This window comes from Altererythrobacter sp. CAU 1778, from assembly GCF_054482795.1.
In genome coordinates, this window is the sequence record NZ_JBTLRP010000002.1 from 296116 (window position 1) to 315850 (window position 19735).

A 19735-nucleotide genomic window follows, 5' to 3' on the forward strand; every position below is an offset into this window, starting at 1 on the left:
CTTACCCGAACAACAGGATCGAGAGGCGGCGACGCGTGGCGGAGACCCAGGGGTCTTCCAGCCCCACTGCTTCGAAGATCTGCAACAGCTTGGCCTTGGCCGCGCCTTCCTGCCATTCCGGATCGCGCTCGATCTGGGCGAGGAGCGTGTCGGCGGCGTCTTCACGCTGTCCCGCGGCAAAGGCCGCGGTCGCGAAATCGAGCTGCGCCTGCTGGTTCGAGCGATCGGCCGCTGCGGCGTCGCGCAGAGCGACAAGCTGGGCATCGTCGGGCTTTTCGCGCGCGAGTTCGATCGCGCTTCTGGCAGCATCGAGCGCCGGGTCGGACGCCAGCTCCGGCGGGAGGGCATCGAATGCCGCCTGCGCCTGATCGACTTGGTCCGCCGCAGCCATCGCGCGGATCAGCCCGGCATGGGCGGCCGCGTTGTCCGGGTCCATCTGCACGACCTGTGCGAAGACGCTGGCAGCGCGCTGCGTATCGCCATCGGCCAGCACCTGCTCCCCCATGTCGAGGAACTGCTGCACGTCCTGCTGCGGTTCACCCGCGGCACCGCCTTGCGCATCGGGATCGAGCGGCAGCTGCTCAAGCAACTGGTCCAGCATCTGCTTGAGCTGTCCTTCGCTGCGCGCATTGGTGAGGTCGGCGACCGGCTGTCCCTGAAACATCGCATAGACCGTCGGGATCGAGCGCACCTGGAACTGCGAGGCGATGAACTGTTCTTCGTCGACATTGACCTTGGCAAGCACCACGCCCTTGTCGGCGTATTCTGCCGCGACCTTTTCGAGCACCGGGGTCAATGCCTTGCACGGTCCGCACCACTCGGCCCAGAAATCGAGGATCACCAGCTTGCTCATGGAAGGTTCGACCACATCGGTCCGGAACCGGTCCACGGCTTTCTGTTCGTCTATATTGAGACCCATGCTGGCCAAGGTGTGCTCCTGTCGTGAATATATAAGGCGGGCGGAAAGCCCCGCAGCAATGTGGGATCTAGCACAGCTTTTTGAAGGGTGCGATTTTTGCCTTGCTAGGTATGCGGGGCGGTGCTAACCGCGCGCCTCCCCACGAAGCCTTGGCTTCGGGAACGTCAGTGAGCGGGCGTAGCTCAGGGGTAGAGCATCACCTTGCCAAGGTGAGGGTCGGGCGTTCGAATCGCCTCGCCCGCTCCATTTTTCCGACATCCGACGAACGGCCTTGCCGGCGCGACCAGCGCTGTTGCAATGCAACATGCCTCGTGTAGACGTCCGCGTGACATTATAACATTCACGGACGTTGCATGACCTTTCTTTCCAAGACCAGCTCGCTTTCCATCGCCGCGGCATCGCTTTCGCTTCTCGTCGGAGTGCCTGCGGCCGCGCAGGATCAGGAAAGGGAGACGGGTGCGCGGCAGACCTCGCGCGTTCAGGCTGCGGATGACGACTATCACGGAGAGATCGTCGTCACCGCTGCGGGTCTCGAACGACTGGATATTCTTGCCGGAACCTCGGTGATGAGTGGCGAGGAATTGCAGCGCAACATGGCGGGGCAGGTTGGCGAAGTGCTCGCGAAACTCCCCGGCGTATCGGCAACCAGCTTCTCCCCCGGCGCGTCGCGTCCCGTGCTGCGCGGCTTTTCCGGCGAGCGTGTGCGGGTGCTGACCGACGGGATCGGCGGCATAGACGCGTCCAACGTATCGGCCGATCACGCCGTCAGCCTCGACCCGCTGACGGCGGAACGCATCGACGTCCTGCGCGGCCCCGCCGTGCTGCTCTATGGCAGCAGCGCGATCGGCGGCGCGGTGAACATCATCGACAAGCGTATCCCGCGTACGGCGCTGAACGAGCCTTTTCATGTCGACGTGCTGGCTGGCATGGACACGGCCTATGACCTTGCCGAGATCGGCGGGTCGCTCGACGTGCCGATCGGCGGCAATTTCGTCGCCCATGTCGATGGTTCGTATCGCACGACCAACGATGTCGAGGTTCCCGGTTACGCCGTCGCACCGGCATTGCGGGCCGACCTGCTCGCCGACTCGGCCATCGAGGAAGCCGAGGGCGAGTTCGACGAAGCGAACGAATTGCGCGAGGCGGCAAATCAACGCGGTTTCGTGCCCAACACGGCGACCGAGACCTGGAGCACCGGTGCCGGGCTCGCCTTTATCGGCGACAAGCTGGAAGTGGGCGCATCCTTCAGCGTGTTCGACACTGCCTACGGCATTCCGGGGCGCCCCGGCGTCGGTCATCACCACGCGGAAGGCGAGGACGAGCCGGGCGACGAGGCGGAGGAAGAAGGCGAGGAGAACGTCTCCATCGGCCTGCGCCAGTACCGCGGCGATTTCCGCGCGACCGCACACTTCGAAGGTTCGGCGTTCGAAGAATTGCGCGTGCGCGCTGGATATAGCGACTACACCCATACGGAGTTCGAAGGCGACGAAGTTGGCACGGTGTTCGACGTCACTGGCTTCGAAGCGCGCGCAGAGCTGGCGCAGCGTCGGCGTGGCAACTGGGGCGGGTCGCTGGGCGGCCAGTTCTACACGCGCGATTTCCAGGCCGTCGGGGCCGAGGCATACATCGCGCCCAACACCACCGACCAGTTCGCTCTGTTCACCCTGCAGGAACTCGACTTCGGCGGTTTCGGCGTGGAAGCGGCGGCGCGGTGGGAGCACACCGAGGTCGCTGCCGACACGCTGGGCGTGGATCGCCGGTTCGACACCTTCTCGGGCGCGCTGGGCGGGTCCTACGACATCGCCGACGGTCTGGCGCTCGGCGCGAACCTGACGCGAGCCACCCGTGCGCCCAGCGCCGAGGAACTGTTCGCCAACGGCCCGCATATCGCGACGCAGGCATTCGAGATCGGCGACACCGATCTGCGCGAGGAATCGGCGTGGGGCGCGGAAGGTTATCTGCGCGGCGCGGTCGGACCGGCGGAGATCAGCGTGGCAGTCTACAAGAACTGGTTCGACGACTACATCTACCTCAACGCGACAGGTGCGGAAGAGGACGGCCTGCCGGTTTACTCCTACCTGCAACAGGACGCGCAGTATTTCGGGGTGGAAGGCGAGGTGACGCTGCCGCTGGCCGATCTTTCCTCAGGCCGGATCGTGGCGGATGTCAGCGGAGACTACGTCCGCGCTACGCTCGATGACGGAACGCCGATCCCCCGCATCCCTCCGCTCAGCCTGCTCGGCGGGCTGGAATGGCAGGGCGAGCAGTTCGATGCCCGCGCGGAGGTCGAGTGGTTCGCGAAGCAGGACCGGATCGCGCCGGAAGAGACTGCGACTGAGGACTTTACCATGGTCAACGCCTCGCTTGCCTGGAAACCCCTGCGCGGCAACAACAGCCTGACGGTGCTGGCCAAGGTCGACAATATCTTCGACGTCAACGGTCGCCGCCACGCCAGCTTCACCAAGGATTTCGTTCCGCTGGCCGGCCGCAACTTCAAGCTGAGCTTGCGCAGCAGCTTCTAGCGTCAGTCGACGACCGTGCGGTGGGCAGCGCCTTCGGCTTTGCCTTCCGCATGGGCGGCGCGCAGTTCCGCCTTGTGGGCGCGCCGGTCGGCCCGGAAGGAATCATAGGTGCCGCGCACCTGGCCGTAGGCGAAGACCATCAGCAGACCGCCCGTAATTGCGAGGTTCTTCAGCGCCATCGCACCCTGAAGCGGATCGCCGAACTGGTTGTGGAAGAAGAAGATTGTCAGCAGGGTGAAGGCCGCCAGCACGATCGCCGTCAGCCGCGTCATCAGCCCGATCGCCAGCAGCAGCCCCGCGACAAGCTCGAACACCCCGGTGGGCAGGGCAAGCGCGGGCGGCAGGTTCACGTTGGCCAGCATCTGCGCCGCGCCGGACGGATCGAACAGCTTTTGAATGCCGGCGAGAATGAAGATTACGGCCAGCATGATGCGACCGATGAGTGCGGCGAGAAATGACATGGCTACGGCTCCCTGCATCGCGGGCATTGCGCCCGTTCTTGCAGCATCAACTCCTCACGGCGCTTTAAGTGCCGGGGGGAGAATGTCAGAGCCGCGGCAGCGTGACGCCCTGCTGGCCCATGTACTTGCCCGCGCGGTCGCGATAGCTCGTCTCGCACCGCTCGTTCCCTTGCAGGAACAGGAACTGGCACGCACCTTCGTTCGCGTAGATTTTCGCAGGCAGCGGCGTGGTGTTCGAAAACTCCAGCGTCACATGACCTTCCCAGCCGGGTTCCAGCGGGGTGACATTCACGATGATGCCGCAGCGCGCATAGGTGCTCTTGCCCAAACAGATGACCAGCACGTCTTCGGGCACGCGGAAATATTCGACCGTGCGGGCGAGGGCGAAGCTGTTGGGCGGGATCACGCAAACATCGGTCTGGCGGTCGACGAAGCTGTTGGCGGCGAAATCCTTGGGGTCGACCACCGCGCTGTCGACATTGGTGAAGATCTTGAATTCGTCCGCCACCCGCGCATCGTAACCGTAGGAGGACAGGCCGTAGGAGATGCACCCCTCCCGCCGCTGCGCCTCCACGAAGGGTTCGATCATGCTTTCGGCAGTCGCTTTCTGCCGTATCCACTTGTCGCTGAGAATCGCCATGTGCCGCTTGTTCCCCAAGCGGAGGGGCGGGGCAAGGTGCGCGGCGTCATCTGCCGTGGTATTCGCGGAACCAATCCACGAATTTCGGCAGACCGACCTCGATCGACGTGCTCGGCTCGTACCCAAAGTCGCGCTGGATGTCGCTGATGTCGGCGTAGGTCCGATGTACGTCGCCGGCCTGCATCGGCAGCATCTTGATCGAGGCTTCGCGCCCGCAGGCTTCCTCGATGATCTGGATGACTTTCATCAGGTGTTCGGAGCGGGAATTGCCGATGTTGTAGAGCGCGTGCGGTGCGACGCTGCCACCGGGCTTTTCCGCGCCATTGTCCTGCGGCGGGCCATCGAGGCAGGCGACCACGCCCGCGATGATGTCATCGATGTAGGTGAAGTCGCGGTACATGTCGCCGCCGTTGAATACCTGGATCGTCTCGCCGCGCAGGATGCTGTCGGTGAACATCCAGTAGGCCATGTCCGGTCGCCCCCACGGACCGTAGACGGTGAAGAAGCGCAAACCCGTCAGCGGCTGGCGGTAGAGGTGAGCGTAGGTTTCGCTCATCAGTTCGTCCGCGCGCTTGGTCGCGGCGTAGAGCGAGACGGGGTGATCCACGCGGTCTCCGACAGCGAACGGCATCTTCTCGTTGCCGCCGTAGACCGAACTGGACGAGGCATAGACCATGTGCCGCACCGAACGCTGCCGCGCCAGCTCGAGCATGTTCAGGTGGCCCGCCAGGTTGGCGCGCACATAGGCGTGCGGGTTTTCGATCGAGTACCGCACGCCCGCCTGCGCACCCAAGTGAACGATGCGGTCGATGTCATGCCGCACGAGCCGTTCGTGCAGCCGGTCCATGTCGGAGAAATCGAGGTCGTAGAAAGTGAAGCGATCGCCGCCTGCCGTGCGCAGCCGGTCGCGGCGCGTCTGCTTCAGCGAAACCTGGTAATAGTCGTTGAGATTGTCGACGCCGATGACGTCCTCACCCCGCGCCAGCAGAACTTGCGCCAGCGCCGAGCCTATGAAGCCGGCTGCCCCCGTTACCAGAATTCCCATCTAACCCCCGTTTGCTGCCGCCAGCGGCAGCCTAGTCTATTTGCTTCGCCCCCAGCGACGGATTGCGCGCCGTGATGTGATTGAGCCACGCCTTGGGCTTGCGCAGCATGTTCTCGGGGTAGTCTACCGACAAGCCCGCCATTTGCGCCATCTTTCCGACGAAGTGGATGCAGTTGCGCGTCTTGAGATCGTAATACTTGCCCGGCGCATCACGCCAGCGGAACACCTCGGCACGCATCTCGCGAAATTTCGCGTCGCTGACCGTAATGGTGAAATGCCGGTTGGTGGTCTTGAGATACTTCGGCTTCTCGCTGATCACCATGTGCGTGACGGGCCCCGCGAGCACGGCAGGAGATGCCGTTTTCGCGCTGAAGCCGTAGTTTTCCATGACCTTCCTGCCATCCTCCAGCTCGCCTTCGAACACCACGAAGGTGTGCGGATAGCGGCCGCCGAACAGCGAGCCGTTGAAGCTGTGGAAGTGCACGTCGACATCAGCCATCGCCGGACTGGCGATAAGCGCGGCGAGACTGGCGAAAAGGATCGCGAGATAGCGGAACATGGCCGCGCTGTTAGCGGACCGTCGGCTGAACGTGCAATGAAATCATGGACGTGACTTATTGCGCCAGCAAGGTGGCGTTGCCGCCCGCTGCGGTCGTGTCGATGCAAACGACGCGCTCCGTCGCGAAGCGTGCGACGTAGTGCGGGCCGCCGGCCTTGGGCCCGGTCCCGGAAAGACCCTCGCCGCCGAACGGCTGGCTTTCCACCACCGCGCCGATCTGGTTGCGGTTGATGTAGAGATTGCCCACCCGCGCGCGTGCCTCGACGAAGCGCCAGGTTGCCTCGATCCGGCTGTGAAGGCCCAGCGTCAGGCCGTAGCCGGTCGCGCCGATGTCTTGCAGCACCTTGTCGAGATCCTTGGCCTTGTACCGCGCAACGTGCAGCACGGGTCCGAAGTTCTCCCGCTTCAGATCGAGGATCGAATCGAGTTCGATTATGGTCGGCGCGACGAAGCAGCCATCGCCCGTTCCGCGCGGCAGCTTCTGCCGCCAGACCTGCCGCCCGGCTTTCTTGCGGCGGGCGACGTGGCGTTCCAGCGCGGCCTTGGCATCGGGATCGATCACCGGTCCGACATCGGTGGAAAGTTTCGCGGGATCACCCACCGTCAGTGCGTCGAAGGCGCCGCGGATCATGGTCAGCATCTCGTCCGCAACGTCTTCTTGCAGATAGAGCATCCGCTGCGCCGAGCAGCGCTGGCCCGCGCTCTGAAAAGCGCTTGCCACCACGTCGCGCGTGACCTGTTCCGGCAGGGCGGAACTGTCGACGATCATGGCGTTCTGTCCGCCGGTTTCCGCGATGAAGGTCGCGATCGGCCCTTCGCGCGCAGCCAGCGTACGATTGATCGCCTGCGCCGTTTCCGTCGATCCTGTGAATGCGACCCCTGCAAGGCGCGGGTCGGAGGTTATCATCTGTCCAACATCGCCGGCGCCAGGCACCAGCTGGAATGCTTCCGGCGGGATGCCTGCATCGTGGCACAGCTTCACTGCCAGTGCAGCGATCAGCGGCGTCTGTTCGGCAGGCTTGGCGATGACCGTGTTGCCGGCGGCAAGTGCGGCTGCGGCAGGCCCGATGAAAATCGCCAGCGGGAAGTTCCACGGGCTGATGGTCGCGAAAACCCCGCGCCCGGCCATGGTGATGCGGTTCTCCTCGCCCGTTGGGCCGGGGAGGGCGAAGCTGCCCGCGAACATACGGCGCGCCTCGTTCGCGTAATAGCGCAGGAAATCGACCGCCTCGCGCAGTTCGAGGACCGCGTCGGGCAGCGTCTTGCCCGCTTCGCGAATGCACAGCGAGAGGATCTCGTCCGTATGCGCCTCGAAATGGTTGGCGCATTCGTCGAGCAGCACGGCGCGCTTCTCGCCGCCCAGCGCGTTCCAGCCCGGCTGCATGACCGAAGCACGGCCGATGGCATCGGCGACTTCTGATGCCAGCGAATCCCGCCGTGTTCCGATCTCGATGCCGAGGTTCTGCGGCATGGTGATCGGCGCGATCTCGCCCTGTTCGGCGGTGGATGGGAAGGTCGGCGCGGCGTGCCATTGCACGTGATGCAGCGCCTCGATCCGTTTGATCAGAGGCTCGCGCACCAGCGGGTCGGAGAGGTCGATACCGGCGCTGTTCTCGCGACCCGGAAAGATCTCTGTCGGCAGGGGAATGGCGGGATTGCGCCTGGGCTGAAGCGCGGCAAGCTCGGCCACCGGGTCGGTGGTGAGGTCTTCGACCGGCACGTCGGCATCGGCCATGCGATTGACGAAAGAACTGTTCGCCCCGTTCTCCAGCAGGCGGCGCACGAGGTAGGCCAGAAGGTCCTTGTGATTGCCGACCGGCGCATAGATCCGCACCGCCGTGCGCGGCTGGCCCTGCCGTTCTTCCTCGCGGGCGAGGGCGCCGTAGACGTCCTCTCCCATGCCGTGGAGACGCTGGAACTCGAAGGCGCCGTCAGCACCATGCTCCGCTGCCAAGGCTTTGATTGCACCGATGGTGTAGGCGTTGTGCGTGGCAAAGGCTGGGTAGACCGCTTCGGTCGCGGCGATCAGCTTTGCCGCGCAGGCGAGGTAGGACACGTCGGTCGCGATCTTGCGCGTGAACACCGGGTAATCGGTAAACCCGCCCACCTGGCTTAGCTTGATCTCGGTATCCCAATAGGCGCCCTTGACCAGCCGGACCATCAGCTTGCGGTCGTGCTTGCGCGCCAGCTTCACCACCCAGTCGCACAGCGGCGCGGCGCGTTTCTGATATGCCTGCACGGCAAGGCCGAATCCGGTCCAGCCACCGGCGAACAGGTCATCCTGCTTCACCAGTTCCTCGAACAGGTCGAGCGACGGCTCCAGCCGGTCGGCCTCTTCCGCATCGATGGTAAAGTGGACACCCGCATCGCGCGCCTTGCTGGCGAGGCGGTGGACGATCGGGAACAGTTCGTCGACCGCCTGCTGCTGATGGAGGAAGGTGTATTTCGGGTGCAGGGCGGACAGTTTGACCGAAATGCCCGGAGACGTCGTGATGCTGCCTGTCGCTTCGCTCGCCAGCCGATCGATCGCATCCTCATAGGCGCGTTCGTATCGCGCGGCGTCGGCAAAGGTCATTGCCGCTTCACCGAGCATGTCGAAGCTGTGTGTCAGGCCCTTTGCCCGTTCCGGCGCGGCGCGTTTCAGCGCTTCCTTCATCGTGCGACCGAACACGAACTGCCCGCCGAGGATGCGCATCGCCTGCAAGGTGGCCTTGCGGATCACCGGCTCTCCGAGGCGGTTGGCGGTGCGGCGAAGGGTCGCGCCCATGCCGCGCTGCGCTTCCTGCGGTGCGTCGAGCACTTCGCCTGTCAGCATGAGCGAGAAGGTCGCCGCATTGACGAAGGTGGAAGGGCTTTCGCCCAGATGCTCGGCCCAGTCGATGCCGGACAGTTTATCGTGGATCAGGGCGTCGGCGGTTCGGGAATCGGGCACACGCAGGAGCGCTTCGGCAAGGCACATCAGCGCGATGCCTTCCTCCGTTGCGAGGCCGTAGGTATGCAGGAAGGCATCGATGCCACTGGCCTTCTGTGCGCGGGCGCCATCGATCAGGCGGGCGGCAATGGACTGCGCGCTGCCGTGAAGGCGCGAGACGGGTGCGGCCTGTTTCAGGCGTGCGTCGATGCAGTCGTGTTCGTTCAGGCGGTAGGCAGTGCGGATCGCGGAGCGGTCTAGAGTCATGGCGGCCCCCTGCACCCGGTTACATCTGCAATCAAGCGTTGCGTCGGCGCACGGCGGCTGGCTAGCGACAGGGCCATGCGCATCGTGTTTTCTCGCAAGGGTTTCGACAGCGGATCAGGCGGCGGGCCTTCGCCGATCGTGAACGGCGTACCCATCAGCCTGCCGATCCCGGCGGGCGTAGCCTCAAGTACGAGTTACGCCGATCTGGGTCTTGCGCCATACGTCGCGCAGGCAAGCCGGGGCCAACTTGGGGGCGAGGACCTGTGCCATCACGATCCGATGTTCCTCGACATTGGCGTGTGCCTGTTCGGCCAGTGCGGTGCGGCGCAGACCCATCTGTCCAACCGCGGCGTGGACCGGGGCGATGTTTTCGTGTTCTTCGGACTGTTCGCTGAAGAAGCGAGCAAGGAACGGCATCACCGGATTTTCGGCATGATGACAGTGGAGGAGGTTACTCGGCTCGACCCCGCTGCACCTCACGCAGAACTCGTTTCGCACGGCCACCCGCACGCACTTGCCATGCACGCGGCCAATGACACGATCTATCGCGGACACTCCCGCCTTGCACGAAGCGACCGCCGCGAATTACGACTGACAGTGCCGGGCGGGCCGGTCAGCCTGTGGAACGTTCCCCCATGGCTCAAGCGCGTTGGGCTGAGCTATCACGACCGCGCCGAGCGCTGGCTGCCGGGCAATCGTCTGCAAAGCGTCGCGCGGGGGCAGGAATTCGTGGCCGATGTCGGCAATCGCGCAGCACCCCGGACATGGCTGAAGCAGCTGGAGCGCTGGCTGGAAACCTAGGCGTTCCTTGTCATCCAGTCGGTGATCGCCTGTTGCGCGGCAGCATCCAGATGGAGCCCCAGCTTGCTGCGTCGCCACAGAACGTCCTCGCCGGTGCGAGCAAACTCCTGCGCCGCGAGGTATGTCAATTCAGCCTCGGTGACATCATCGGCGATTGTCGGACCCGGCGCTGCGAGGAGCGGCTCGGCCCGCGTACCGTATGCGCGCAGCAGGCGATGCAGGGTCTGCCTTTCGACAGAGGGATGGGCCTCCTGCATCACGCGCTCGAACAGCGGAAAATCGCCATGCGGTATATCGCCGCCTGGGAGAACTACCCCACGTGTCCAGGCACCGCTGGCTTTGGGCAGATATTTCGCAAGATCGTCCATCGCGTGTTCGGCAAGGCGCCGGTAAGTCGTGATCTTCCCGCCATAGACAGACAGGATCGGCGGCTGGCGGTGGCCTGCGTCGACGTCGAGAACGTAGTCTCGCGTCACATGCGCGTTGTCGCTCGAATGATCCTCGAACAATGGCCGCACACCGGAATAGGTCGATACGATGTCTGCCCGGGAAACGGGCTCCGCAAAATACTCCGACGCGGCAGAAAGCAGGTAGTCGGTCTCGTCCTCGCTGATCCGCACCGCATCGAGGTCTTCGGTGTACAGCCGGTCGGTCGTACCGATCAGGGTGAAATCGCGCTCATACGGGATGGCGAAGACGATCCGGCCATCGCCGTTCTGGAAGATGAAGGCTTGTCCGCCGGGATATTTGCATCGGATGATGATGTGGCTGCCCTGCACCAGTCGCACGTGCTTCTGCCGCGTTCCATCGCCGGTGAGACCGGCGACATCGTCGACCCACGGGCCAGCGGCATTGGCCACGGCACGCGCCAGCACGACGCGCTCACTGCCATCGCGTTCGGCGAGCGTGGCGCGCCAATGGTCGCTGCGCCGTTCCAGCCTGGTGCAGGCCGTGCGGGTGAGGACGGTGGCACCGCGATCCCGTGCATCCATTGCATTGAGCGCGACGAGCCGCGCATCCTCGACCCAGCAGTCCGAATATTCGAAACCCTTGGTCAGGCGGTCCTGCAAGACGCCGCCGAAGGGCTGCGCGTGAAGATCGACGCGCCGGGTGGCGGGCAGCCGCTTGCGACCGCCGATATGATCGTAGAGAAACAGCCCGAGCCGCAACATCCATGCCGGGCGCAGACCCCGGTCGTAAGGCAAGACGAAGCGCATCGGCCAGATAATGTGCGGCGCCATCTGCCACAACACCTCCCGCTCGGTCAGCGCCTCGCGCACCAGGCGGAACTCGTAGTGCTCGAGGTAGCGCAGGCCACCGTGGATCAGCTTCGTGCTTGCCGAGGACGTGTGCTGCGCGAGGTCGTCCTTCTCGCAAAGCAGGACCTTGAGGCCGCGCCCGGCCGCGTCGCGCGCAATGCCGCATCCGTTGATCCCGCCACCCACGACCAGAAGATCGATGCGCTCTTCGCTGTCGGTTCTGTCGTGGGCCATGTCCGGACCTATTGCATGGCGGGCGTGCCCGTGAAAGCGCCGTGCCGGCGCAGGTCGGGGAAATGCGCGGGGTCGATGGTAAATACTATCTTTACGCTTCATGCGTAGGGGAGACGGTCGAACCTAGGCAATGGAGAAGATGCCCTGCCAATGCAGGGGAGCGAAACGTCCAACCGATGAAACGTCTTGCGCGAATCCTTCCTTACGAACGTACCCGGCACGCCCTGATCGCCGCGGTGATCGCGCTCGTCCTGGGCCTGTCGACCCTGCTCGACCCGCTCGATCGGTTTGTCTGGATGTGGAAGTCGCGGATCGATCTGCAACCCGTCTCGGGCGAGATCGTATTTATCGAAACCCGAAGCGACTTCGCGGCAGCCTCGCGGCCGCAGGATCGAATGCAGCTTGCCGAAACGATGACGGCGCTCAAGGCGGCCGGCGCCGACCACGTCTACCTGGATTTCGTGTTTGAAAGCCCATCGATGGCGGCGGCGGATGCGAAACTCGGCCAAGCGGTCGCTGACTTGGGGGAAGACGTTTCGCTGACAACCCGCATGCGGAACATGCCCGGGCGCCAGCCCAAATTGGTTCGTTCGCGCCCGCAAATCCGAGGAAAAGCGGATGAATTGTTCAGCGACAATTTCGTCGATTTCTCTGGCATCTCCTGGTTCATGGAGCCGCGCCGCTCGTGGCAAGGCGAGGTCTTCGATTCCCTGGCGGTCCGGATGGCCGGTGACGCGGAACAGCCTGAAGCGTCGTTTCCAATCGCGTACAATTTTGATGTCAGCAGCATCCCATCGGTAAAGCTTTCCGCCATTGATTGGGAAAGAGACAGCAATTCGCCTGATCAGATTGCTCAATTTGCGGGAAAGCAGGTTCTGATTGGACCTGAATGGTCTTCGGAAAGCGCGGCAGCTGCGCCTGGCCAGATCCTGCTTCCACGCTCCTTCACCTCGATCTATGCAGCGGAGACGCTCAAGCGCGGTCAAGGGCCTTGGGTGCCAGCGGAAGCGCTGCTGGCACTCTATCTTTTGGCTATTCTCAGCACTATCTGGTGGCTCAAAAATCGTAAGGTCCGCAAGATCGCATATATCGCGATCGGGCTTTCGCCGATCGTCTTGATCCCAGTATTCTCGGAGCTGCGAATTCTGCCGCTGCTTGCACCGTCACTGGTGTTCCTAGCCCTCTACTCAGTGCAGCGGCACGTGGCACGTCGAAAACTTCAGCAAAAAATGCATGATGAAGTGATCGGGCTGCCGACGTTCGCTGCAATGAAGGCAGCGCTCGCCAAGTCCCCCAATCCCGGTGCAACTGCAGTCGTCATGGCCAAGATCCACCGCTTTGACGAGGTCACGACGACGCTCGGAGCAGGTGCAATCGGAGAGTACGTACAGCAAATCGCTAGCCGGTTCCGCATCGCTGATCAGGAATTGGTCGTTTATAGCAATGGCGGCAAATACCTCGGCTGGCTGGCACCGGCGGCTGATCCAGCGATGCTGGAAAGCCACCTGCGTGGTTTGCGTGCTATCTTTGCGCACCCGCTTTTGGTGCGAGGCAGCGCGGTCGATGTCGGCATTACGTTCGCGTGCGATAATACCGGCGAGCGGGATGCGGCCCGCAAGATGGCTGGCGCCAGTTCGACGCTGGAACGCACAACGGAAGCCCACGAGCCAGTTCTTTTCGCCGAGGTCGCTTCCGAAGGCGACATGTGGTGGAGTATCTCGCTACAGGCGAAGATCGACGAAGCTCTGGCCAACGGTCATATCTTTCCCGTTTTCCAGCCGCAGATCGATCTGGCGACTGGCAAAGTCATGGGCGCAGAAGCCTTGGTTCGCTGGAATGATCCGGAGCGCGGCTCGGTTTCGCCGTCCTATTTCGTCGAGCAGTGCGAGCACGCAGGGCGGATGGATCACCTTACCCAGCACGTGCTTGAACGCTCGCTCGAAGCCGCGAAACTGTTTGTCCGGCACAATTCCGAATTCACGATGTCGGTGAACATCTCCGCCACTTTGCTTCGGGACTTCCGCCTGACCGATATGGTGGAACGCGCGCTGGCGGAGAGTGGATATGATCCTCGGAAACTCGTGCTCGAGATTACAGAGACATCGCGCATTGCCGATTACGAGGTGGCGCGTAGCGTGATGGAGCGATTGCGTCTGATCGGCGTGCGGCTTTCGATCGATGATTTCGGAGTGGGAGCAGCAAGTTTGGAAACTCTGCTGCGCCTGCCATTCGACGAATTGAAGATCGACCGGGCTTTTACTGCGCAAATCACGCGCAGTGCCAAGGCAAAAGCTATCGCACAGATGCTGATTACTTTCGGCATCGATACGGGAATCACCATCGTTGCGGAAGGCGCGGAGAACGAAGAAATTCTTGCCGTACTGCGCGATTCGGGCTGCCACATGGTGCAGGGCTATGGCATTTCCCATCCGCTCGACGAGAAAAAGTTCTCGCAATTTCAACAAGCTGAACTAGTTACGAGGCCCGCGGCGATAGATGTTGGTTAAAGCTTTACTTACTTGAGTGTTTAACGCATTATTAAGGCCTACCAACAGGAGGCCCACTATGACCTCACGTAACGTGAAGCGGCCCGCAGGCCGTGGCTTCTGGGATTGGTTTATCGGTTCTGGACACCGTTAAGCTAACCCAATAGCCGAATTACGGGGTCCCCGCGCAAGCGGGGGCCCTTTTTCGTGTCCTGTCGGGAGAAGTTGCGGGCATTGCGTAGCACCGCCATGCCGTGCGATAGCTTTTCGAAGAGGAGTACGAAATGGCTACGCAGATCCGCCCATCGCAAGAAATGTCAGCCGAAGAGTGGAAGGTTCGTCAGGACCTTGCCGCCTGTTACCGTATCTTCGACCACCTCGGCTGGGGCGAGTCCATCTACAACCATATTTCGGTGGCCGTGCCGGAGGAAGAAGACACCTTCCTCATCAACCCGTTCGGCCTCCTGTATGACGAGGTGACCGCATCCAACCTCGTCAAGATCGATGTCGATGGTAACAATTTCGGCTCGTCGCAATATCCGGTGAACAAGGCCGGTTTCACTCAGCACAGCTACTTCCACAAACACGGCGGTGAGCGCGCGACGGCCATATGCCATGTGCATACCACTGCGACCATGGCCGTGTGCAGTCACAAGGACGGGCTGTTGCCGACGAACTTCTACGCCTGCAATTTCGTCGGCAGGATCGGCTACCACGATTTCGAGGGCGTTACCGTTAGGCCTGAAGAAGGCGAGCGCCTGCTTGAGAACCTGGGCAAGGGCAATATCCTGATGCTGCGCAATCACGGCCCCGTCGTGATGGGCCGCACAATCCAGCAGATGTTCGTCCAGATGTGGTCGCTCCAGAGGGCGTGCGAAATCCAGGTCGCGACGCTCGGCATGGGCAATCCGGCGCATGTCGAGAACGACGTCGTTTCCGTGCACCAGCGCGACCTTTCGGTCATGGCGAGCCAGAGCGAGGCGGGGGTGCTCGACTTCGAAGCCTGGAAGCGCAAGATCGACCGGATCGATCCGAGCTGGCGCGACTGACGCCAGGCATCGGGTGATCCGCTATGTCCCGTATGACGGTCAATGGCCGGCCAGTGTTCTTCGACATGGCGCCGGAGACGCCGCTGCTGTTTGCGCTGCGTGATGCCGCCAATCTTACCGGTACGAAATACGGCTGCGGCAATGGCGATTGCGGCGCATGCATGGTGCTCGTCGACGGAGAGGCGCTGCGCAGTTGCCTGATCACTATCGCTGAGGCGGAGGGCCGCTTCATCACGACGATCGAGGGGCTGAGCCGCGACCGTTCGAATCCCGTTCAGCAGGCGCTGGTCGCGGAGCAGGCGATACAGTGCGGTTTCTGCACGCCGGGGATCGTCATTGCCGGGGCAGCGCTGCTCGCGCGCAATGCCGCGCCGGGCGAGGATGAGATCAAGGCGGCCATCCCGAATCTGTGCCGCTGTGGTGTCTATCCGCGGCTGGTCCGCGCGATCGAGCGGGCAGGGCGGGTTTCGCGCGGTCAGGAGCGCATCAGCGCCGCACCTGCTCCGGGTATCCTGACGCGCGACGCCGCCCGATCCGTCCCCGCCATTGGCAGCGCGGACGAACCGGACGGAGCAAACTAGACCTACAGTGCGAAGCGAACACCCGCCTTCGCGGTGAAGGGCTTGCCCGGCTGAATGTTGTTGTCGCCGTGGGCGCTGGGGTAATATTCCTCGTCGAAGAGATTCTCGATGTTGAACTGCAAGCTGATGCGGTCATCGATCGTGTAGAACGCCGCCGCGTCCACGCGGGTGTAGCTGGGCAGTTTCACGTCATTGGTGAAGCTCGCATACTGGCTCGACTGGTGCACCACGCCCAGCCCGAAGCCGAGACTGTCCGTCACGTCGTACCGGCCCCATGCCCCGATCTGGTGTTCGGGCAGTTGCTGCAATTCTGTGCCAACGCTGGCGGCGTCCGTGGCGGACCGGATTTCCCCGTCGAGGTACGTGTAGCCGAGATTGACGTGTAGCGCCTCGGTCAGCGAACCGGCAACGCTGGCCTCGAACCCCTGCACCCGGCTCTCGCCGGTCAGAACCGTGAGATTGGTGGCCGAATCGGTTGCAGGAGTATTTGACCGGTCAAGGCGGAACACCGCTGCCGTCAGCAGGAGATCGTTGCTCGGCGCATATTTGATTCCGGCTTCAAGCGATTCGAATTCCTCCGGATCCAGAACGACGCTGCCTTCGCTCAGAACGGTGAACTGGTTGCCGGAGGCGGGAAGGAAGCTTTCCGCATAACTCGCGTAAAGCGAAACATTGTCCTGCGGCTTCACGATCACGCCGAGCCGCGGGCTCAACTTGTCGTCCTTGCGCGAGGCGGCGAAGTCTTCCCGGATATTGTAGCTATCCAGGTCGAATTCCTCGTAGCGCGCACCAACGACGACCTGAAGCCAGTCGGTCAGGTCGATCTGATCCTGAATGTAGATCGACAGCGTGGTGAGCTCCGAGGTGGAAGCTCGCTGTGGAGAGAGGGTGAAGCCCGGCACCGCGATCACATCCGCGAGGTCGACGACAACGCTGGTCAGCCCGCCGAAGCGCGCCTGGTCGCGGTTGGCATCCGTATCCTGCTTCATGGCTTCGGCACCGATCAGCAGCGTGTGACCAATGGTGCCGGTATTGCCCTGCCAGACGAGATTGGCCTGTCCGATCAGGTTTTCGCGAATAGTCCCGGCTTCATATCCGCCGAGCCGGACCTGGTCGGCAACGCCATCATTGTCGCTGTCGATCGCACCTGATGGCACGATGTTCGAATAGAACTTGTCATAATGGGCGTATTGAACCGTCGCGTTGGCGCTCAGCCCATCGGAGAACGCGTGATCGATCCGGCTGCGCGCAATGTGCGCTTCGACCTGGCTGAGATTGTAATCCCTAACGCCGAAGAACGTTTCTTCTGCCCCTTGCAGCGGACGGTTATCGAAGGAGGGAATCCCCCGATCGGTGACGCGCTCGTCATCGTCGTAAGTATAGCTTGCGACGATCTGCGTGGCCGGGCCTACCGCGATCGTTGCCGTGGGGCTGACGCCAATGAAGCGGCCTTCGTAGAAATCGCGATGGTTGGCGAATTCCTCGTAAGTGGTGTTTAGGCGCAGTGCGACATTGTCGGACGCCGCCACGCCGAGGTCTGCGGCGATGCTAAACGCGCCATGCGTGTCGACAGTGGCCGATCCGGCAACGCGGGGAGCGCCGAAGCCGGCGGTCTTGCTGACCCGGTTGATTGCACCGCCGCCAGCACCGCGCCCGAAAATCAGCGCGTTGGAGCCCTTCAGCACTTCGATGCGCTCGATATTGTAGAGCGGGCGGTAGTATTCGGCGTCGTCACGCAGGCCGTCAATGTAGAAATCGGCGGTGGTTTCCTGCCCGCGAATAAAGACTTCATCGCGCTGCCCTTCACCGGTTTCGAGGCTGACGCCCGGCACGAACCGCAGCGCTTCGTTGAGCGAAGTGACGTTCTGGTCGTCCAGCTGGTCGCGCGTGATCGATGTGATCGCCTGCGGCACGTCGATCAGCGGAGTCGGTGTCTTCGTACCGGTCGACCCATCGTCCGTTCCATAGCCATCGCGCTCTCCCGTGACGATGATCGTTCCGGGCAGGTATTCGCGCTCAGGTGCGTCTTCGGCCATAGCGGGAAGGGCGGGAACGAGGGCGGTTGCGGCGAGCAGCGTGGCGCTCAGCCGACGGTTAAAACGGTACAAGATGGTTCCTCCGGATCTGCGAATGATTCGCGATATGAGGCCTGCTATTGCGAGTTATTCTCAATTGCAACACCCCAGACGCGAAACATCGTTCTCTTTCTTGGAAGCTGCCGCTGCGGCGCGTATTGCGCGGTTACAGTTCTTGAGGAGACCGAAATGAAAGCGACCATCTGGCACAACCCGAATTGCGGTACTTCGCGCAAGACGCTGGCCATTCTCGAAGAGGCGGAGGGCGTCGAAGTCGAAGTCGTCGAGTATCTCAAGAACCCGCCGAGTGAGGAGAAGCTCGCGCAGCTCTATGGGGATGCGGGGATCACGCCAGCGCAGGGCCTGCGCCTACGCGGTACCGATGCGCAGGAGCGTGGACTGCCCGACGCCGGCGATGCCGAAGTGCTCTCGGCCATGACGAGCGATCCGATCCTGATCGAGCGTCCGCTGGTGGAAACCGACAAGGGCGTGCGGCTGTGTCGGCCGCAGGAAAAGGTGCTGGAGATTCTCTGAAGCTCGCAGGTGGGGCGCGATCGCGCCTCAGTTCTCGCTGGTCATTTCGTCGTCATTGCCCAGCCGCGACCAGCCATAGAACACGACGATGGCGCATAATCCGATGATGGAGCCGAAGGCGAAGCTTTCGTGCGTGTTGTAGAGCCACACGCCGAGCGCCGGAGCGACGATGAAGGCCGCGCCCGCGATTGATGCCATGACACCGGCAACCTCGCCCTGTTCGTGCGTGTCGACCGCGAGCGAGGCACCGGCGTTGTTACCTGGCCGGAAGAGGCCGAAGCCCAATGTCGCGATCGAATAGGCCAGCGCGATGGAGTGCAGGTCGTCCGCTATGGCGAGAAACGCGGTGCCAATCGCCGAGATGACGATGCCCGACATCGACGCGGCCCGCGGGCCGAGGTGGAAGTTCGGAATGATACCCCACTGCGCCAGCAGCGTGGCGATTGCCCCGCACATCAGCACGATGCCGACCGGGCCTGCACCCAGTTCGGGCGTTTCGCGCAAGCCCAGCCGGTCGAGCACCAGGAAGCCCGAAATGCCCAGAACCATCGCCTGGGCGTGACCGCCGATCAGCCCGGAGACGACCCAGGGCCGCGTTCGCGGATCGCGCCAACCGGACATGCGCTTGCCAGGTTCGGTCAGCGACACGGCATCGGTGTCGTCGCCGGAATCTCCCTGCTCGGGCGAGGTCGTGGAGTACGGGGCGGCATAGGCGCTGCCGCGCGCGGGAAACTGCGGGGTGTCGTTGGGCAGGCGCAGGCGCAGCGCGATCAGCGTGGCAATGCCGACCGCGGCGAACGCTATGAAAGGGCCGGTCAGCCCGAGCGCTGGGAACACCAGCAGCGGCGCGACGGCCGGGCCGATCACCGTGCCTAGGCCGAAGCTCGACGCGATCAGCGACATCGCGCGCGTCCGCTCCGTCCGGTCGGTGCGCGCCGCGACATAGGCCTGCACGGCAGGCGGCGCAGCAGAGCCGAAACCGCCGTAAAGGCTCCGCGCGAGCGCGAACATGATCAGGGTCGCGGCGGCCGGGATCAAACCCTTCAGGCCGAACCACAGCACCATGCCGCAAAGACCCATCGACACGATGAAGCCCATCAGCCCCACCGCCATCATCGCCTTGCGGCCACGCTGGTCTGAACGGCGCGCCCACAGCGGGGCGCAGATCACCCACAGCAAGGCGGACCAGGTGTAGGCAAGGCTGATCCACACGTCGTTGACCTGCAATGCCGTGCCGATGGACGGCATGACCGACTGCATCGCGGTGTTGCCCGCAGCGGTGACCAGCATGACCATGAAAAGCAGGATCATTCGCCCGCGCGAAATGGCGCTGGGCTTCGGCGTCGCCTTGGACCGTGCAGGCACCGTTGTGGGATCGTGTTCCGCCATGGT

At 63.1% G+C, this 19735-nt stretch carries 15 protein-coding genes and 1 tRNA gene; 7 read left to right on the forward strand and 9 right to left on the reverse strand.

All coding sequences use genetic code 11. The annotated features are described in order from the left end of the window. Position 1 precedes the first annotated feature (1 nt). Positions 2 to 919 (reverse strand): tetratricopeptide repeat protein, encoded by a 918-nt coding sequence (locus tag ACXYN8_RS09510; RefSeq protein WP_458889191.1) that lies wholly within the window; start codon positions 917 to 919, stop codon positions 2 to 4. 171 nt (positions 920 to 1090) lie between these two features. On the opposite strand from ACXYN8_RS09510, the gene ACXYN8_RS09515 reads away from it, so the two are divergent. Beyond that, positions 1091 to 1165, forward strand: a tRNA-Gly gene (locus ACXYN8_RS09515). 107 nt (positions 1166 to 1272) lie between these two features. After that, positions 1273 to 3441 carry a TonB-dependent receptor gene (locus ACXYN8_RS09520; protein ID WP_458889192.1) on the forward strand — a complete coding sequence of 723 codons (2169 nt, stop codon included), beginning with the start codon at positions 1273 to 1275 and terminating at the stop codon, positions 3439 to 3441. A gap of 2 nt (positions 3442 to 3443) precedes the next feature. Here ACXYN8_RS09520 and ACXYN8_RS09525 read toward each other — a convergent pair whose 3' ends face one another. From ACXYN8_RS09525 to putA, 5 genes are all read right to left on the reverse strand, one after another. Beyond that, entirely contained in the window at positions 3444 to 3902 is a 459-nt protein-coding gene (locus tag ACXYN8_RS09525; protein WP_458889193.1) for a DoxX family protein, read from the reverse strand. A gap of 85 nt (positions 3903 to 3987) precedes the next feature. Beyond that, the gene (dcd, locus tag ACXYN8_RS09530; RefSeq protein ID WP_458889194.1) at positions 3988 to 4542 is read right to left on the reverse strand and encodes a dCTP deaminase; all 555 of its coding nucleotides are present in this window, start codon (positions 4540 to 4542) and stop codon (positions 3988 to 3990) included. A 46-nt stretch (positions 4543 to 4588) separates the two neighbouring features. Then, positions 4589 to 5587 carry an NAD-dependent epimerase/dehydratase family protein gene (locus ACXYN8_RS09535; protein WP_458889195.1) on the reverse strand — a complete coding sequence of 333 codons (999 nt, stop codon included), beginning with the start codon at positions 5585 to 5587 and terminating at the stop codon, positions 4589 to 4591. Positions 5588 to 5618: 31 nt separating this feature from the next. Continuing rightward, positions 5619 to 6146: a hypothetical protein gene (locus tag ACXYN8_RS09540; protein ID WP_458889196.1), complete on the reverse strand. Its 528-nt coding sequence runs from the start codon at positions 6144 to 6146 to the stop codon at positions 5619 to 5621. A 55-nt stretch (positions 6147 to 6201) separates the two neighbouring features. After that, positions 6202 to 9324 (reverse strand): bifunctional proline dehydrogenase/L-glutamate gamma-semialdehyde dehydrogenase PutA, encoded by a 3123-nt coding sequence (gene putA, locus ACXYN8_RS09545; protein ID WP_458889197.1) that lies wholly within the window; start codon positions 9322 to 9324, stop codon positions 6202 to 6204. 75 nt (positions 9325 to 9399) lie between these two features. On the opposite strand from putA, the gene ACXYN8_RS09550 reads away from it, so the two are divergent. Beyond that, entirely contained in the window at positions 9400 to 10125 is a 726-nt protein-coding gene (locus ACXYN8_RS09550) for an Nmad3 family putative nucleotide modification protein (protein WP_458889198.1), read from the forward strand. Here ACXYN8_RS09550 and glpD read toward each other — a convergent pair. Beyond that, positions 10122 to 11618 carry a glycerol-3-phosphate dehydrogenase gene (gene glpD / locus ACXYN8_RS09555; protein WP_458889199.1) on the reverse strand — a complete coding sequence of 499 codons (1497 nt, stop codon included), beginning with the start codon at positions 11616 to 11618 and terminating at the stop codon, positions 10122 to 10124. The two genes, ACXYN8_RS09550 and glpD, sit on opposite strands and share 4 nt — an antisense overlap. A gap of 176 nt (positions 11619 to 11794) precedes the next feature. On the opposite strand from glpD, the gene ACXYN8_RS09560 reads away from it, so the two are divergent. From ACXYN8_RS09560 to ACXYN8_RS09570, 3 genes are all read left to right on the forward strand, one after another. Then, complete coding sequence (locus ACXYN8_RS09560; RefSeq protein ID WP_458889200.1) at positions 11795 to 14125, forward strand: EAL domain-containing protein; 2331 nt, start codon at positions 11795 to 11797, stop codon at positions 14123 to 14125. Positions 14126 to 14388: 263 nt separating this feature from the next. Continuing rightward, entirely contained in the window at positions 14389 to 15153 is a 765-nt protein-coding gene (locus ACXYN8_RS09565; protein WP_458889201.1) for a class II aldolase/adducin family protein, read from the forward strand. 23 nt (positions 15154 to 15176) lie between these two features. Next, positions 15177 to 15734, forward strand: a complete 558-nt coding sequence (locus tag ACXYN8_RS09570; protein WP_458889202.1) for a (2Fe-2S)-binding protein — start codon at positions 15177 to 15179, stop codon at positions 15732 to 15734. Between the two features lie 2 nt (positions 15735 to 15736). Here ACXYN8_RS09570 and ACXYN8_RS09575 read toward each other — a convergent pair whose 3' ends face one another. Further along, complete coding sequence (locus tag ACXYN8_RS09575; protein ID WP_458889203.1) at positions 15737 to 17842, reverse strand: TonB-dependent receptor; 2106 nt, start codon at positions 17840 to 17842, stop codon at positions 15737 to 15739. A 156-nt stretch (positions 17843 to 17998) separates the two neighbouring features. Here ACXYN8_RS09575 and arsC point away from each other — a divergent pair, with 156 nt between their 5' ends. Next, positions 17999 to 18343: an arsenate reductase (glutaredoxin) gene (gene arsC, locus ACXYN8_RS09580; RefSeq protein WP_458889204.1), complete on the forward strand. Its 345-nt coding sequence runs from the start codon at positions 17999 to 18001 to the stop codon at positions 18341 to 18343. Positions 18344 to 18370: 27 nt separating this feature from the next. Here the strand turns inward: arsC and ACXYN8_RS09585 are convergent, their stop codons facing one another. Continuing rightward, complete coding sequence (locus ACXYN8_RS09585; protein WP_458889205.1) at positions 18371 to 19732, reverse strand: MFS transporter; 1362 nt, start codon at positions 19730 to 19732, stop codon at positions 18371 to 18373. Between the last annotated feature and the right edge of the window lie 3 nt (positions 19733 to 19735).